The organism is Novosphingobium sp. fls2-241-R2A-195 (genome assembly GCF_030209485.1).
GTDB classification, from domain to species: Bacteria; Pseudomonadota; Alphaproteobacteria; order Sphingomonadales; family Sphingomonadaceae; genus Novosphingobium; species Novosphingobium resinovorum.
In genome coordinates, this window is sequence record NZ_JARVRY010000013.1 from 16,856 (window position 1) to 30,709 (window position 13,854).

Genomic DNA, 13,854 nt, shown 5'->3' on the forward strand with positions numbered 1-13,854 from the left:
TTCCGCCTCAATTGGGCAGTGAATGCCGCCGATCCTGCGCAAACGGATCGTGGCGATAGCCGGCTTCCCATGCGGCTCTCTGCTGGGGACTGGCGTAAGGATTGCTGGAAAGCGGAATGCCGGCCTGCGCGGCCTTGATGCCCCAGAAATGGGCACGTTGAACATTGGACAATGTGCGGCTCACGTCTTGCTGATACTGCCTGCTGCAACGCGGCAACGCACGTGCAAGCTGCAGGTCTTAACGCATGTTAACGGCAGACAGCGCCGCGGGCGCGATGAACTGCGCGGGGGCGATGAGACGTCAATGTGGGGATATGGTGCACCCGACAGGATCATAACTCTTTGTTCGCGAATGTTCGGGGTTATCCTCGACTCGCCCGGTTTCCCTAGGTTGTGCCAATCCGAGTGTTCGCATATGTTCTCTTTTATTCGCGGCAAACCACGGCTTTGTGTGGTAACGGATGAGGGAACAGAATGGGCAAGCTCAATGCCCTTGGAGTGAAAAATGCAAAGCCCGGGCGTCATGGTGATGGCGACGGGCTCTATCTGGTCGTGAAGCCTACGGGCGCCAAGTCCTGGATCCTCAGGGTGCAGCGCGACAAGATGCGCCGGGACATCGGCCTTGGATCGCTGGCGGCTCTGACGTTGGCCGAGGCCCGTGAGAAGGCCGCCGAGCTGCGGAAACATACCCTCAACGGGCGTGACCCTATCGCCGAGCGCGATCGTGACCGGCGCCCCATCCCAACTTTCAAGGAAGCGGCAAAGAAGACGCATGCCGCTCTCAAGTCCGGATGGGTGGGTAAGAGCGCAGACGCCTTCCTGTCCTCCCTGGAAACCTACGCCTTTCCCTCGCTGGGCAATCGCCGGGTTGATACGATCGACGCGGCCAACATCCAAAAGATGCTGACGCCCATCTGGACTTCGAAGCCGGAACTGGCTCGCAAGCTCCGTATGCGTGTGGGGCAGGTGCTGAACTTCGCTCATTCCAAGGGCTGGCGGGCCACAGAGGCTCCGGGGCGATCGGTCGGCGTGGGCCTGCCCAAACAGCCAAAGGGCGGAAACTTCGCAGCGATGCCCTATCCAGATGTGCCCGCTTTCATGACCCGACTAGCTGACGAAAGCCAAACCAGCGGGCGGCGAGCCCTGATGTTCCTGATCCTGACCGCTGCCCGCCCCGGCGAGGTCCGCTTCGCAGCATGGGGGCAGATCGATTTCAAGAAGGCGGAATGGAACCGGCCTGCTGAGATCATGAAGCTGCGCGAGCCGCACACCGTCACGCTTAGCAAGGCAGCCATGGCGCTGCTGTCTGAGATCAAAGGCAAAAGGGAGGTCGATCCCAAAGCGCTGATCTTCCCCGGACAGCGTCTCAAGCCGTTGTCCGACATGGCACTCAGCAAGGTAATGCGGGACGCTGGGCTGATCTACAACGCCCACGCATTCCGCTCGTCCTTCCGGGATTGGGCTGCGGAGAAGATGCCGGACGTGCCTGATGCGGTGGCGGAAGCTGCCTTGGCGCATACCGTGCCGGACAAGGTGGTGCGGGCCTACAAGCGGACCAAGTTCATGGAGATGCGTCGGACTCTCATGGATTCGTGGGGCGTTTACATCGGCGAGGCCCATAATGGCTGAAGGTTGGCCAAACCCGTCCGATTGGATCTCTGAGCTGCTGAATGAGCTCAAGGAGCTTGATAGGGTCTATCTCATCTATGAAGGCATCCGGACGAAACGGCTTATCCTTACGCAGGATGAACTCGATCAGCTCGGAATCATCGAGCCGGTTGAGCCAGAGGTGACGCACCAGTATGCGCGCGTCGTTTCACGGATAATTGAAAGTCTCGAAACGTTGCCGCCTTTCGCTACTGGCGAGGGCCTAGCAGCTCTGCGCGGTCTCCGATTTGACCTCGTTTCACTCGACGGCGGGGGTGTACCCGATAGGCTTCGTCCACGATCAGGCACTTCGCGTGGAGGCGACAATCAGGGGCAACGGGTAGCAAAGGCTCATATGGTGGCTTACGTCCGCCTGCTGGAGGAACTCGGCGTTTCCAATGCCGCCGCCCGATCGACAGTGGCCGCAATCTTCAAACACGAAGGCTTCAAGGTCAGCGCATCGTCATTGTTCCGCTGGGCCACAGAGGTTTGCGGCGCCGATGCCAGTGAGCCCGATGCTCCAGGCCGGGAACGGGTCGAAGCGTTATTGACCGAGTGGAAAGCGCATCCCGCCTGGCCCTTTGATCGTGAACACGCCGAGGAATTGGTCCGCCGGGCGGCAGCGGGGACTACTATTTCACTTGCTCACACGACCTGAAACGGTGTGAACGGCCACGAACTACCTACCACGTAAGCGGATTAACCGCTCGTGCCGGAGTAGTGGAAATGGAACCTCTCACCCTCACGATCGACGATACGAAGAAGGCGATCGGCCTCGGCCGGACCAAGATTTACGACCTGATCGGACAGGGCAAGCTGGAAACCGTAAAAGTAGGCCGCCGCACCCTCGTGAAGACCGCCAGCATCCGCGCCCTCGTGGATCAGGCCGCGTGAAGCGCCATGCGCACCACCGCGAGGGCAGCGTCGCCCCGTAAGACGCGAAAGGCCCGCACCATTGGCGTGGTGCAGGCCCCCACAAATTTCCTCTACAGCAGCACTGACGAGGATAATCTGATCGGCCAGCAGGCGCAACGTCTCGTTCGCCTCTTCGGCCTTCCTGACAGTCGCGCGCGCACCATCGCCGCCCTAGCTTGGGGAGGCGCACATGGCTGACGACATCGTGACGCCGGAAGCGGCAGAATTTCTCTCGATCATGCTGGAGGAGACCAGACTTCCCGACGATTGGGATGTGTCCGGTTTCTGGCTCGGCGGCGCTCAACAGCTAGCGCAGTTCTTGGCCGATCACCGAGGCGAAATCCGTTTGGACGATGCTGCTATGCTGGTCGGCCTTGGGGCCATGCTGGTTGAGATGGCCAAGCGTGAGGCTGAGGCATCCGAAACCGCAGGAGCTTTCCTGCGAGGCGACGGAGGTGCACATGGCTGATCCCTTCGCCACGCCACGGTCCGCCGCGCTCGCGTTGCTCAACTCCGATCAGCATCTGACCCGCAAGGCAGGCTCGTTCCTCGGTCAGACGGCCGTTGATCCCAAGCCGCTCACTCCGGCGCAGATCGAATGGCTGGCGACGCTGCTAGAGCGTGCTGGCTTGCCCAAGCTCGCAGAGGGAGGCCGCTCGTGATTCACGAACCGATCTATCCCCATGTGCCCGGCCATCGCGGCGTAGACACGTCCATTGAAGCTGCGGAGGCTATCGAGATGTCGGTAGGGCACCTCCAGCGTGTTGCGCTGCGGGCTATTCGCGCCGCCGGCAGCCGAGGCCTGACGACGAACGAACTGGTTGCAGTCGTCCGCATCGGTCGGGACTCCATTCAGCCCCGCACGTCAGAACTGCGGGAAATGGGCTTCATCCGGGACAGTGGTGCGCGCCGTCGCAATGCCAACGGCAAGAGCGCCATCGTCTGGGTCGCTGCATCCGCTCGCGGGAGGGCCGCACGATGACCGGCACGCTACTGTCGTTCCCCGATAGGTCCGCCATTCTCCTAGACCGTTCTCCTTTTGGGAACGGTTACGAAGTCGAACCTTATCTATGCCCCGCAGCTTCGGGCAAGGGGCGTTGGTTCCCCACGTTCATTGAAGCGCACGATTATGCCGAGGCCATCGCCCGTGGTGCTGGCACCGGTGTGTTCGTGATGTGCATCGTTTCTGAAGGGGGCTCGGAATGATCCATTCAGTCATTTCGCGCACCCACATCGACCGGAAGCTCGACGAGGCGGAACCCCATCTCGTCCCGATCCTCGAAGCGGTGCGTGACCATAAGGTGGGCCTCATGTTCGTTCGCCAGAGCGGCGAGGCTTTCCGCCTACCCGTCGATCGGAAACGCTCGGCCATCACCATCATCGGCGATGACCTGCACGAGGCTCTCGGGCCTGCGGGTTTCCACATGCCCTCAGTCCGCAGGATCATCCGTGCCTCGCAGACCTTTGCGGTCGTCTCCTGCGCAGCGCTGGAGCCGGTCTATGACGCGCTGGCGTTTGCGGCATCCACGGCGCGCAGGAACGCTTTGCTCGTCGAGACGCAACCGGAGTTCGAGGCCCAATGGGTTGGACTCATCCGCAAGCTGGCACCCGGTCGCCCGTTGACCATCGCCACCGTGAAGGGCTCGGAGGGTGCCGCATGAGCTGCGCCGACCACATCGACAGTTTCATCGTGTTCATGATGGCAAATGGCGTCGAACCCGATGAGCCGATCGCGGCCCGTCTTGCTTCTGGCTCACTCATTCGCTTCCGTTGCAAGGGAGACGGCAAGGGCCGCAAGAATGGGTGGGCGATCCTTTACCTTGATGCCCGTCCCGCAGGCGCCTTCGGCAACTACAGGCAGAGCACCGGCACGCTTAAATGGAAGGCGGATGCTTCTGGCCCCGCCCTTTCCGTCGAGGAGCGTGCAGCTTTGCAACGCGAATGGAAGGAGGCACGCGAACGTCGTGAAGGCGAGCGGCGGCAAAATGAGGCGGAAGCAGCGCTCGATGCTGCTAATCTCTGGACCTGCGCCCGCCCCGTAGCTCCGGGCCATATGTACGCATTCGAGAAGAACCTCGACACCCGGCCCCTACGTGAACTCGGTTCCGACATCCTGATCCCCATGTGCGATGAGGGAGGTACGATCTGGAACCTGCAGCGTATCCGCCCGACGGGTGAGAAGCGCTTCCTGAACGGCGGTCGGATCAATGGCCTATTCACGCTGATAGGCGAATTTACGCCAGTTGCGCGCGAAGCCGTATTCGTAGAGGGCTACAGCACTGGCGATACGGTGCATCGAGCCACTGGCCTGCCGGTCATCGTGACCTTCAATACGGCGAACATGCCCAAGGTGGCGCGGCTCTGGTCTGAGTTGCGGCCCGATCTGGAATACACGGTCTTCGCCGACGACGATGAAGCGACGGCACTGCGGGAGTTGCAGCGGACGGGTGCCTACAAAAACCCTGGGATCGAAACGGCGGAGGCTGTGGCGGCCGAAATCGGCGCCAAAATCGCGTACCCTCTGGGCCGGCCCCAAGGGAGGGCGGCATGAACATGCCTGACAATTTTGACGCTAACGACGTAGAGACCCGCATCGGGCTGGAGAAGGTCCGCGAGGCGTTCTCACAGCGCAAATCCATGCTGCCGCCTTTCGCGCCGGATGAGGCCTATGCGGATGAATTTGGAGCGACTACGGCACCGAACGCCATCGCCCTTAAGGCAACGCCCTTTCAGTGGCGTGATCCCGCCACGATCCCAGCTCGTAAGTGGCTGTACGGTCGGCACTTGATCCGTAAGTTCGTGTCGCTCGACATTGCGCCCGGCGGCCTCGGCAAGTCCAGCGTCAAGATCGTGGAGGCGCTGGCGATGGCAAGCGGTCTCCCACTGCTAGGCAAAGATCTGCACGAGGGGCCGCTTCGGGTATGGCTCTACAACCTCGAAGACCCTGCGGAGGAAAGCGAAAGGCGCATCCACGCGGCGGCGCAGCACTATGACCTCAGCCCAGGCCAATTCGGCGACCGCCTGTACGCGGACTCGGGCCGCGAGCAGCCGATCTGCATTGCGGAGGAGACGGAAGGCGGCGCCAGGATCGTTCGCCCCGTCTCCGATGCCGTTATCGCCGAGTTGCAGGCCCGGAAAATCGACGTCCTCAGCATCGACCCCTTCGTTTCTTCCCACGCCATCAGTGAGAACGACAACCGGGCGATCGACATGGTTGCCAAGGAATGGTCACGTATTGCCGACGTGTGCGACTGCGCGATCAACCTCGTGCACCACGTCCGCAAGAGCAACGGAGCCGAGGTGACAGCCGAAAGCAGCCGTGGTGCCGTCTCCCTGATTGGGGCCGCCCGCAGCGTCGTCGTCTACAACCGGATGACGAAGGAGGAGGCCGAGCGCGCCGGGATCGATGCAGATGAGCGCGGGTTCTACTTTCGCACCCAGAACGACAAGGCGAACCTTGCGCCCCCCGAGGGCGCAGACTGGTTCCGCATGAACAACGTAGACCTGCCCAATGGTGACAGCGTTGGCGTCGCTTGCCGGTGGGAATGGCCCGACGCCTTCGAGGGGCTGGAGACGAGAGATCTCTACAAGGTCCAGCTTGCGATCGACGGGGCTGAGTGGGGTGAAAGCGTCCAGGCGAAGGATTGGGCTGGCAACGCCGTCGCCACAGCGCTCGGAATGGACGCCGAAAAGGACAAGCACCGGATCAAGGCCCTGCTGCGCACTTGGATCGCCAGCAAGGCCCTCACAGTTGAGAAGCGCCCCACGGCGAAAGGGAGGCCGAAGCCCTTCGTAATCGTCGGAAGCTGGGTTGATTCTACCACTCTCCCCACTTCGCAAAGTGGGGTGGGAAAGGTGGGGTAAGTGGGGGTTAAAGTGCCCCCGCAACCACACCCCACCCCACCCCTATTCTTAGGGGTGGAAGTGGGGGTGGGGTGGGGCACCGGGGCCGTTTTGAAGTGGGGTAAATGCTGCCTCGAACCACCAGACAAGAAGCTCTAAAATGAATCGGAAAATGCGGGCGCCGGTTTGCGGCACGAGGAGGCGATGGGCTGAAGTTCATTGATGAGGAGGACAGCGACGCGAAGCAGAAGGCGTGGGCGGTGGTGAGGGTGGCTTGAACAGCGTCCCAGACGATGGCACGTAAAGGCACCGCGATTTGAGATCGGCGCTGAGGGGCTTGCTCATTCATGAAATTCAGGGGGTAAGGTTGCGCGTTCAAGACGTGATCTTGGCCGATAAGGCTGAGGTGAGCTTTGGCGAATGGGGCAGCGGGAAATACCCAAAAGCTAAATTCCCGCTGTCAAAGGCCGGTCGGCGCGCGCATGCGTTGGGCAGCGCCTGGTCTTGGCGTTTCGCAGAGTTCGAGCACGCGGGGGAGCAGTTCGTCCTCAGGCTGATCCTAAATGAGGGGAAGGCAAAGGCGTCTGCGCATCTAGCGTTGAGAACCGCCAAAGATTGCACGGTGCTGTGCTGCCTTGAATATCACGTCGATCACGAAACGGGATGGCACCTCCACACTCTATGCGGCGAACGGAATAGCGTGGCAGACGCTCCCACAGGCACGCTGGTCCATGGCCCGTGGGTGAAACGCATTCCTGATGCTCGGCAAAGGCATCGACGGGATGAGCTTTTCAAAGACATGTACGGCGGCGCGAAGGCTTGCGTTTGGAGAGAAGTCGTGGGATTCTTCCGCTTGGAAATGAAGGGCGATTTGGTGTGAAAGAGGCGCTTTGCAAGGCCTTCTGCAGTGACCTCAACTTGGTAGAGGTGCCAGTAGGATATGCTGTCGCGACCGCCTTTTTGCGCGACGATGGCGATCATGTGAGCTTCTACATTGTCCGCGATGAAGTGCTTCCCGGTAAATTTCGTATCGAAGATGGCGGCGACACCGTGCCCGATTTAGAGGCTCGCGGCGTCGATTTCTCGACCGGGACAAGAAGGACTGCGTTCGCTCAACTCTTGGAAAGCCACGGCGCCGAGTTCAATGAGGACGAAATGCTCCTTCAGACGCAGGCCATGACTGAAGATGAATTGCCGCAAGCGGCGATGCGCTTCGTTGCCCTGATGCTGCGTATGAGTGATTTCCTCCTACTTACTCAGGAAAAGGTTGCCAGCACTTTTAAGGAGGATGCGGCGAAGGCCATTCTCAACCGTATTGGTGACCGGGCAAAGGTCGCGATCGACGAGCCGGTGTCATCGGATCTATCGGACACTGTCCCTGATCTTTTAATCAAGGCGGACCAACGTCCCGCCGTCGCTGTTTTCTTTGGAACTTCTAGCCAGCGCGTTAATGATGCAATCTTCCTTCAGATGCAGGCGCTTTATGAAGCGGGCAGTGACGTCCAGGTCATATCGCTTCTGGAGAAAGAAAGCGTGATCGGCCAAGATCTCCGCAAGCGCGCGATGAACCGATTGGCGGCAATGCCAATTTACCGGGGCGATGAGGCTGTCGCAATTAGCCGAATTGAGCGAGAGGTTTTCGGAAGGCCGCAAGCCGTCCTTCACTGATCTGCTCCGCTATCCGACAACGACCAGCCCCGCGTTAGGTTGGGGACATACCCGCATTACCCGCAAATTCGGACTGAGCCATGAGCCTTCACGTTTGGAGGATGGCCCTTCTGTTACGCCTCGCTCTCTTGCGTAGCGCCTTACACCGGGTACACCTGCGTTGTAGGCATTGGGGGCACCATGCGATCAAAGGTTCTCTGCGCGTTGGCACTATCACTTGTCGTCGTTCCGGTAGGCGACGCGATCGCCAGATCTGTGAGCAAGGAATTCCAGGAGGCATGGACCGACCGGGAGCAACGATACGCGGCTAGATACCGAGAGGCCGAGGGCCAGTTGCCCGCAGCACTGGCAGCGTTGAACGACCCCAATGCCGACTCGGCCACGACAAAGGATCGCCTGGACCGAGCGCTGAGGACTACCTTCGATCTCGGCTATAACAGCGCTCGCACCCAGGTTGTCACCGAGACCAAGGCTTTCGTCGAGAAGAAGCCTTCAGCGGAGCGAGCGCAGCTTTGGTTGCAGGAGCAGGCCGACCGGTTGCGCGACCGAGCGCGATCGGCAGACGAAAAAGCCGCCATCGTCAAAAATCAAACGTCACAGGATGACAGTACCACCTTGCAAGCGCGGCTGAAAAATCTCGGCATCGCGCTGTTCGAGGCGGCGACGGTAAAGGGCATGGCCGACGAATTGACGCTGATCGACCAGAACCTTGCGATCTACTACCCGGCCAAGAACGTCGAGGATCAGCGGAGGCGGCAGGCGCGTGCGGCTGCGCTAGGTGCGATCGGGCAGGCCATGCAGGCAAGTGCGAACCAAGGCTGGACGGCGACTTGTACGAGGGCGGGGCAGACGACGACGTGCATGGGTAACTAGGCGCTAGGGGAGCGGGTGCCATGGCGAGGGACTACATTGGCCGAGGAAGGCAAGCATTTAGGAGGTCTACAACGGTCATAGGCGCGGACGTAGAGGCGCTGATGGCCGACCACTCTGCTAAAGGCCTGCTCCGCAGCGGTGCGACCGTCAAACGCAGCGTGCGAGCCTTTGAGGATCGAACAAGGGCAACCCTCGAGGAACTGCAAAGCCAATTCTCTCGCCAAGTGGATAGCCGAGGGCGAGAGGGGAAATGCGCGATGCGGGATCTAGAGACCGCCCTTACCGAACATATCGCGGCAGCACCGCAGATACTTGCCAAAGGGCTTCGTGCTGCTGGCTGTGATGCCGAGGCAGAAGGCGGGCGTGGTTCATCAATCTTTCGCGCGTTTCAAAATTTGATGCGAGGGGTCTCCCAACGTTTGCTGGAAGAACAGCACCTCTTCCGAGACGAATGGAACGCGCCGCCAGGGAAAAGTTGGATCGAGCGAAACAAGATCAAATACGGCATCATCGCGGCCATTGGTGGGCTGTTGCTGGCAAAAGGAAGCGATCTCGTCATCGCTTGGCTCAATGAACCAGAGAGTCCTCCCATCGCTATGCAACCACTGCCGCAAGGGCAGAAAAGTTCGAAGTAAGCCGGTCTTCCGATCAATGCGGAGGGCTGACGATCCGCCGGAGCACCACGGCATCATTCGCCCCGAACGCGCCATGCTCCGCCTCATGGGCTGCAACCGCGCTCTCACGGGTCTGTCCGACATGCTGGACCACCCGGTGCCAGGTGCGCCCGATCGGCGGGCTCATCGAAACTTCCAAGGCCTCGATACGGCGGATGTGATTGTTCATTGAAGCTTCCTTTCCTGAGGCAGCCCCTTCGACCGCCCATCGACTTGCTTGAGAATGTGATCGAGCAGAGCCGACTTCTCTGCCGCATTGCCGCCGGGCGCGAGGAGCCAGGCTGTGGGGTCGGGCTCGCGGGACAGAATGGCCTCGACCAGCGCAGCGTCCGACATGTTGGCGCCCAAAGCTTCCAGCCTCTCCAGGCGCGCGCTCAGCCGAGGCATTGGTGGGCCTCGATCGCAAACGGGGGCCAGCGGCCATCGTCGAAGGTCGTCACGGCGATATGGCCTTCGCCGCCGCCAAGCACGATACCACGAAGCTGAATGCAGGTGATGGGTTCGGCCGACGACGGTTGCGTCGCTTCCAGACGCTCGACACGGCGGCGGATGGGGTTGTTCATGGTCGTTCTCCAGATTGGGTTCAGTGCAGTCGGGGAATCGGCTTATCGATCCAGACAGTGAGCGCGGCGGTTATGGGATCAGCCCCGCCGCCCGCCAGATGACGCTCTCGGGCTTCGTCCAAGGTCTCTCCGGCGTAGACGAGGACGGTCACGACGCCCGACGACGCAAGGGTCGTCTCCAGCTTCGAAATCCGACGTTCAAGGTTCATGCCTGCTTCTCCTCCAGTGCTGCGATGCGTGCCTCCAGATCCCCAGCCTCGACCAGCGACTTGTGAGCCGTCAGGAGAGCCATGACGCGCCCGGCCTCGTCAGGGGTTACCTCGCCCTCCGAAACCGCCTGCAGCAGCGCACAGGATGCCGAGACGGTATCTGCCGCCGTCTTGATGGGCGGGAGGTCAAACGTGATCGGGGCATCCTTGCGGGGAGGCGCAATGCGATCCAGGCAAAGGCGCATCGCGGTGGTGTCCCCAGCAAGGGCCATGTCGATCGCCTTTCGTGTCAGGCCCTCGTGTTCGCCAGCCAACATCGCTTCTATGGCGCGCGTGGCGGCATTCCGCGTCCCCGGCTTTTTACCAGCCGGATTGCCAGATGCGCCGGGCGCGAAAGTTCCGTTGGTATTCCGCCCGTCCTGATGCCTTCCTGCACTTGCAGGTTCGCCGTCTGTCAATGAAAGCTCCCCTCAGGCACGATCGCGCAGGCTTGGTACGAAACGCGAACGGTGGTAATCCGCACGCTATGGCAGACATCGGAACGGTCATGTTCGGCAAGGCTTTGGTCCTCGCCGCCTGGGCTTGGGGCGTGGAGCGATACCATGCCTTCAAGGCAAAGCGCCGCGCGGCTGGCGTGGTGCTGCGGTATGATGCGAAACGAAACATCCATTACGATCCGCTCCTGCGGATGGAGAAAAGGATCATCGTCGCGCTCTGGATCGTAGGCGTTCCGCTGGCCATGTATGCCGTGCTCGCGATCGGGCTGTTCATTGCGCCCCACCTAACCGCAACGCCACCGGGATAAGTCCCCGGCCGAACATGCCGCGTCGCGCAGTTATAGCTTGGCCCGCGCGACGAATTAAATCGGGCCGTACGAAGATCGCATTGTCGAGCGCTTGTTGACCACCGCGCGTGCCGCCGAGTCCAAGCGCTGCGGCGAGAGCGAGGCCAGTCAGGGCACCGCTCTGCGCTCCATCTGCGCCGCCCGTCAGACCACCATAGGCCGCACCCGACCCGCCCAGCGCGGCTGGCAGCGCGAATTGGGCAACCCGCCGCGCCGTCCCGCTGTCAGGAATCCGCGAAGGCAAAGCCTGCTGTCCTGCATCAGCAAGGTCGGCCATCGGGCGGGCGCCGGGGAACCGGCTCTCTGTCGCCAACCCGGCGCGTTGCAGTTGGCTTGGCGTGAAAAGGAAATTCTCCCCAGATCCGCTGCCTCCTGCCGCGCGGCGCGTGGCATCCTCGATCGTCGCGACATTCCGGTTCGCGGCATTAGCCGCATCGAGCCCTTCAACGACGCTGGCCCCGCCACCTCGGCGCATGTTGCCCTCAAGCGCACCCATGGTGTCGGTCAGGAGATCGCGATACTCCTGCTCGAAGCCGGTGTTCCCGACCTGGTTCGCGTTGCGACGTGCCGCTCGCAGACCGCGCAGCGCCTGCTGGTAATCATCACCGCTCATTGCGCCGCGATCGATCAGCGGACCAATGCGGCTTTCGCCGATCGCATTGAACGGCCCTTGATAGTCAGAGGGTAGGCTGCGGGACGCCCGGGCGATGTCGGAAAGGTCTGTGTTCAACCGCGCGTCCAGCGGGACGTTCACGCCCGCCGTTGCGGTGTTGTATGCGTCGCCCACCTGACGGCGCAGATCGGCGACACCGGCCTGACCCACATCACCAACAGTTGCACCGATCGGAGCGCCAGCCTCGTTCATGGCTGCCTGGTTGAACGCTCGCACACCTTCGAGACGGCGGGCATTGATGATGTCGCCGATGATGGGGGCACTGGTCAGCGCATCTTCAGCCGATTTCACAAAGCCGCCAAGCGACTGGCCTACGGTTGTGGGAATCCCGCGTGCCCGCAGGACATCGGCAGCGGCGGTTCTGGACAGGCCGCCAGCCACCGATCCGAGGGCACCAGTTACTCCACGGCCAGCAAGCGAACCACCGACCCCGAGTGCAACCGACGTGAGCGGGTCTTGCCCCTGCGCAGTGCCGTAGATGCCGGAGTAAACCGCGTCGGTGCCGAGGTCGCGAGCAAACTGCGCGCGACCGCCACCGCCAAGAAGGGAAGGGGCTGCACGGCCGATTGAAGCCCGACCCATCATCCCAAGGCCTCTGGTTCCAGCCACTGATCCAGCAATCTGGCCGGCCATCATGCCCAAGGTATTGCCTGTCGAAGCGCTGCCGAGGGCACGCACATCGTCGCCAGCAAGAGCCGAGACGGCCCCCATGCCGAGCGCGTCACCAAACCCGACGACACCGGCACCGACAGGATTGTTCACCACATCATTGCGCAGACGGTCGAGTCCCGTCAGTGGGACGGTCTGGGCTGGAATGTTGGTGTCGATTTGGCCGCCGTCACGCAGGGCCTTGATCGTTGACTGGGCGTAGGTGTCCAAGCCAGGTCCCGGCGTACCGCCGTATCGTGCGTAGAGGTCGGTTACGAAACGGCTAAGCCCACGCTCATCAAGTCTGCGGCCCTGCTGCTGGAAGTAGGCGTCCAACTCGGCCTGCATGCGGGGATCGATCGACTGAGCCTGCATGGTCGATCCTGTGGGCGCGGCACCGGGGGCTGTGGGCGCGGTGCCGTAAGTCTTCTGCCAGACGGAACCAGACCCATTGCCTCCGGAGCCACCTCCAGGATTGCCCCCTTGGTTTAGCGGAATGAAGTCAGGGCGCTTGCGCTTCGGATCGATCTCACCCTCGAGGTCGGTGCCGCCAGCGCCTTTATATGCGCGGTCATAGAGATCGATGACACGCTGGATGTTGCGCTGGTACTGCTCGTCGCTCTGGCCCGGTTCAAGGTTCGACAGGCTGCTTGCAAGCGCCTGGAAGTCGGCGTTGGAGAGCGGCGTCAGCGGGTTCTTGCCGCCGTTCTGAGCCGACATCTCCATGATGCGGGTAAGGGCACCAGCATTCTTGAGGGTGTCAGTGTCCTGTGCGAGATCGTAGGCAGGCGTTCCCTTGAATGACCCCGCGATGCCCGAGCCGAAGCCGGTGGTGAACCAGCCGTTTTTGGAGCGGTCGACGAGGGAGCGAGCCAGCTTGATCTTGTCCACGGCCTCCGCGCGCACGGACGCACGGTCCTCATCGGTCTTGGGAGGCGGTGCCTTCGGATCGACATATCCGGGGATCGAGACGACGCTTCGGCCGTCAGGCGCCCACATCTGCCCGTTCTGAAGCCCCGCCGTCTGAGCGTTCCGCTGCGAGGTGAGCGCATCGGCGGCGGCCTTCGTGATGGTCGAGCCCTTCGTGGCCTGCGTGATCTCGTTGTCGATCGCGTTGCCCTGGGTTGTGACAGTCCTGCCTTGCAAGTCCGCCTGCGCCTGCGGCCCTTTATACTGGAAAGCCGGGTCGGCGGGCATCTGCGGAGCGCGCGAAGGCGCAGCGCTTGCCAGGCTGATCGGGTTTCCCTGATCATCGACGTTCCAGATGTTGCCTGCTTCATCGCGTGCCTGTGGCATT

General features: G+C 61.7%; 22 protein-coding genes. 15 read left to right on the plus strand and 7 right to left on the minus strand.

Going from position 1 to position 13,854, the window contains the following annotated elements; all coding sequences use genetic code 11:
* Positions 1–7: 7 nt before the first annotated feature.
* Positions 8–184: a ribosome modulation factor gene (locus QRN25_RS10855; protein ID WP_155986223.1), complete on the minus strand. Its 177-nt coding sequence runs from the start codon at positions 182–184 to the stop codon at positions 8–10.
* 290 nt (positions 185–474) lie between these two features.
* Here QRN25_RS10855 and QRN25_RS10860 point away from each other — a divergent pair, with 290 nt between their 5' ends.
* The 14 genes from QRN25_RS10860 to QRN25_RS10925 all read left to right on the plus strand — a co-directional run bounded on the left by QRN25_RS10860 (position 475) and on the right by QRN25_RS10925 (position 9,581).
* Positions 475–1,629, plus strand: a complete 1,155-nt coding sequence (locus QRN25_RS10860; protein ID WP_285019540.1) for a tyrosine-type recombinase/integrase — start codon at positions 475–477, stop codon at positions 1,627–1,629.
* On the plus strand, positions 1,622–2,305 hold the full coding sequence (locus QRN25_RS10865) for a hypothetical protein (RefSeq protein WP_285019541.1): 684 nt from the start codon (positions 1,622–1,624) through the stop codon (positions 2,303–2,305). The genes QRN25_RS10860 and QRN25_RS10865 overlap by 8 nt, the downstream gene beginning before the upstream one ends.
* Positions 2,306–2,373: 68 nt before the next feature.
* Entirely contained in the window at positions 2,374–2,541 is a 168-nt protein-coding gene (locus tag QRN25_RS10870; RefSeq protein WP_232493650.1) for a helix-turn-helix domain-containing protein, read from the plus strand.
* A gap of 211 nt (positions 2,542–2,752) precedes the next feature.
* Positions 2,753–3,031 (plus strand): hypothetical protein, encoded by a 279-nt coding sequence (locus tag QRN25_RS10875; protein ID WP_285019543.1) that lies wholly within the window; start codon positions 2,753–2,755, stop codon positions 3,029–3,031.
* The gene (locus QRN25_RS10880; RefSeq protein ID WP_285019544.1) at positions 3,024–3,224 is read left to right on the plus strand and encodes a hypothetical protein; all 201 of its coding nucleotides are present in this window, start codon (positions 3,024–3,026) and stop codon (positions 3,222–3,224) included. Before QRN25_RS10875 ends, QRN25_RS10880 begins: the two co-directional genes overlap by 8 nt.
* Positions 3,221–3,544 carry a hypothetical protein gene (locus QRN25_RS10885; protein ID WP_285019546.1) on the plus strand — a complete coding sequence of 108 codons (324 nt, stop codon included), beginning with the start codon at positions 3,221–3,223 and terminating at the stop codon, positions 3,542–3,544. Before QRN25_RS10880 ends, QRN25_RS10885 begins: the two co-directional genes overlap by 4 nt.
* Complete coding sequence (locus QRN25_RS10890; RefSeq protein WP_285019548.1) at positions 3,541–3,768, plus strand: hypothetical protein; 228 nt, start codon at positions 3,541–3,543, stop codon at positions 3,766–3,768. The genes QRN25_RS10885 and QRN25_RS10890 overlap by 4 nt, the downstream gene beginning before the upstream one ends.
* Complete coding sequence (locus QRN25_RS10895; RefSeq protein ID WP_285019549.1) at positions 3,765–4,223, plus strand: hypothetical protein; 459 nt, start codon at positions 3,765–3,767, stop codon at positions 4,221–4,223. Before QRN25_RS10890 ends, QRN25_RS10895 begins: the two co-directional genes overlap by 4 nt.
* Positions 4,220–5,113: a primase/helicase family protein gene (locus QRN25_RS10900; RefSeq protein ID WP_285019551.1), complete on the plus strand. Its 894-nt coding sequence runs from the start codon at positions 4,220–4,222 to the stop codon at positions 5,111–5,113. Before QRN25_RS10895 ends, QRN25_RS10900 begins: the two co-directional genes overlap by 4 nt.
* On the plus strand, positions 5,110–6,426 hold the full coding sequence (locus QRN25_RS10905; protein ID WP_285019553.1) for an ATP-binding protein: 1,317 nt from the start codon (positions 5,110–5,112) through the stop codon (positions 6,424–6,426). Before QRN25_RS10900 ends, QRN25_RS10905 begins: the two co-directional genes overlap by 4 nt.
* A 367-nt stretch (positions 6,427–6,793) precedes the next feature.
* A complete protein-coding gene (locus tag QRN25_RS10910; RefSeq protein ID WP_285019555.1) occupies positions 6,794–7,285 on the plus strand; it encodes a hypothetical protein in 492 nt (163 codons plus the stop codon).
* A complete protein-coding gene (locus QRN25_RS10915) occupies positions 7,282–8,073 on the plus strand; it encodes a DUF1828 domain-containing protein (protein WP_285019557.1) in 792 nt (263 codons plus the stop codon). Before QRN25_RS10910 ends, QRN25_RS10915 begins: the two co-directional genes overlap by 4 nt.
* A gap of 255 nt (positions 8,074–8,328) precedes the next feature.
* Positions 8,329–8,946 (plus strand): hypothetical protein, encoded by a 618-nt coding sequence (locus tag QRN25_RS10920; protein ID WP_285019558.1) that lies wholly within the window; start codon positions 8,329–8,331, stop codon positions 8,944–8,946.
* 101 nt (positions 8,947–9,047) lie between these two features.
* Positions 9,048–9,581, plus strand: a complete 534-nt coding sequence (locus QRN25_RS10925; RefSeq protein ID WP_285019560.1) for a hypothetical protein — start codon at positions 9,048–9,050, stop codon at positions 9,579–9,581.
* 13 nt (positions 9,582–9,594) lie between these two features.
* Here the strand turns inward: QRN25_RS10925 and QRN25_RS10930 are convergent, their stop codons facing one another.
* The 5 genes from QRN25_RS10930 to QRN25_RS10950 are packed head-to-tail and all read right to left on the minus strand — an operon-like array spanning position 9,595 to position 10,850.
* A complete protein-coding gene (locus QRN25_RS10930) occupies positions 9,595–9,789 on the minus strand; it encodes a hypothetical protein (protein ID WP_285019562.1) in 195 nt (64 codons plus the stop codon).
* Positions 9,786–9,956, minus strand: coding sequence for a hypothetical protein (locus tag QRN25_RS10935; RefSeq protein WP_285019564.1), 171 nt, complete (start codon positions 9,954–9,956; stop codon positions 9,786–9,788). Before QRN25_RS10935 ends, QRN25_RS10930 begins: the two co-directional genes overlap by 4 nt.
* 38 nt (positions 9,957–9,994) lie before the next feature.
* Positions 9,995–10,183, minus strand: a complete 189-nt coding sequence (locus QRN25_RS10940) for a hypothetical protein (RefSeq protein ID WP_285019565.1) — start codon at positions 10,181–10,183, stop codon at positions 9,995–9,997.
* Positions 10,184–10,203: 20 nt separating this feature from the next.
* On the minus strand, positions 10,204–10,392 hold the full coding sequence (locus QRN25_RS10945) for a hypothetical protein (protein WP_285019567.1): 189 nt from the start codon (positions 10,390–10,392) through the stop codon (positions 10,204–10,206).
* Positions 10,389–10,850, minus strand: coding sequence for a DUF5681 domain-containing protein (locus QRN25_RS10950; protein WP_285019568.1), 462 nt, complete (start codon positions 10,848–10,850; stop codon positions 10,389–10,391). The genes QRN25_RS10945 and QRN25_RS10950 overlap by 4 nt, the downstream gene beginning before the upstream one ends.
* Positions 10,851–10,939: 89 nt before the next feature.
* Here QRN25_RS10950 and QRN25_RS10955 point away from each other — a divergent pair, with 89 nt between their 5' ends.
* Positions 10,940–11,197 (plus strand): hypothetical protein, encoded by a 258-nt coding sequence (locus tag QRN25_RS10955; protein ID WP_285019569.1) that lies wholly within the window; start codon positions 10,940–10,942, stop codon positions 11,195–11,197.
* Here QRN25_RS10955 and QRN25_RS10960 read toward each other — a convergent pair.
* Positions 11,160–13,853, minus strand: a complete 2,694-nt coding sequence (locus QRN25_RS10960) for a hypothetical protein (RefSeq protein WP_285019570.1) — start codon at positions 13,851–13,853, stop codon at positions 11,160–11,162. The genes QRN25_RS10955 and QRN25_RS10960 overlap by 38 nt on opposite strands.
* Between the last annotated feature and the right edge of the window lies 1 nt (position 13,854).

Bases quoted from the DNA above. Each gene is read 5' to 3' on its own strand.
- QRN25_RS10860 (WP_285019540.1), top strand. From the start codon at position 475: ATGGGCAAGCTCAATGCCCTTGGAGTGAAAAATGCAAAGCCCGGGCGT.
- QRN25_RS10865 (WP_285019541.1), top strand. From the start codon at position 1,622: ATGGCTGAAGGTTGGCCAAACCCGTCCGATTGGATCTCTGAGCTGCTG.
- QRN25_RS10870 (WP_232493650.1), top strand. From the start codon at position 2,374: ATGGAACCTCTCACCCTCACGATCGACGATACGAAGAAGGCGATCGGC.
- QRN25_RS10875 (WP_285019543.1), top strand. From the start codon at position 2,753: ATGGCTGACGACATCGTGACGCCGGAAGCGGCAGAATTTCTCTCGATC.
- QRN25_RS10880 (WP_285019544.1), top strand. From the start codon at position 3,024: ATGGCTGATCCCTTCGCCACGCCACGGTCCGCCGCGCTCGCGTTGCTC.
- QRN25_RS10890 (WP_285019548.1), top strand. From the start codon at position 3,541: ATGACCGGCACGCTACTGTCGTTCCCCGATAGGTCCGCCATTCTCCTA.
- QRN25_RS10895 (WP_285019549.1), top strand. From the start codon at position 3,765: ATGATCCATTCAGTCATTTCGCGCACCCACATCGACCGGAAGCTCGAC.
- QRN25_RS10900 (WP_285019551.1), top strand. From the start codon at position 4,220: ATGAGCTGCGCCGACCACATCGACAGTTTCATCGTGTTCATGATGGCA.
- QRN25_RS10905 (WP_285019553.1), top strand. From the start codon at position 5,110: ATGAACATGCCTGACAATTTTGACGCTAACGACGTAGAGACCCGCATC.
- QRN25_RS10925 (WP_285019560.1), top strand. From the start codon at position 9,048: ATGGCCGACCACTCTGCTAAAGGCCTGCTCCGCAGCGGTGCGACCGTC.
- QRN25_RS10930 (WP_285019562.1), bottom strand. From the start codon at position 9,789: ATGAACAATCACATCCGCCGTATCGAGGCCTTGGAAGTTTCGATGAGC.
- QRN25_RS10935 (WP_285019564.1), bottom strand. From the start codon at position 9,956: ATGTCGGACGCTGCGCTGGTCGAGGCCATTCTGTCCCGCGAGCCCGAC.
- QRN25_RS10940 (WP_285019565.1), bottom strand. From the start codon at position 10,183: ATGAACAACCCCATCCGCCGCCGTGTCGAGCGTCTGGAAGCGACGCAA.
- QRN25_RS10945 (WP_285019567.1), bottom strand. From the start codon at position 10,392: ATGAACCTTGAACGTCGGATTTCGAAGCTGGAGACGACCCTTGCGTCG.
- QRN25_RS10955 (WP_285019569.1), top strand. From the start codon at position 10,940: ATGTTCGGCAAGGCTTTGGTCCTCGCCGCCTGGGCTTGGGGCGTGGAG.
- QRN25_RS10960 (WP_285019570.1), bottom strand. From the start codon at position 13,853: ATGCCACAGGCACGCGATGAAGCAGGCAACATCTGGAACGTCGATGAT.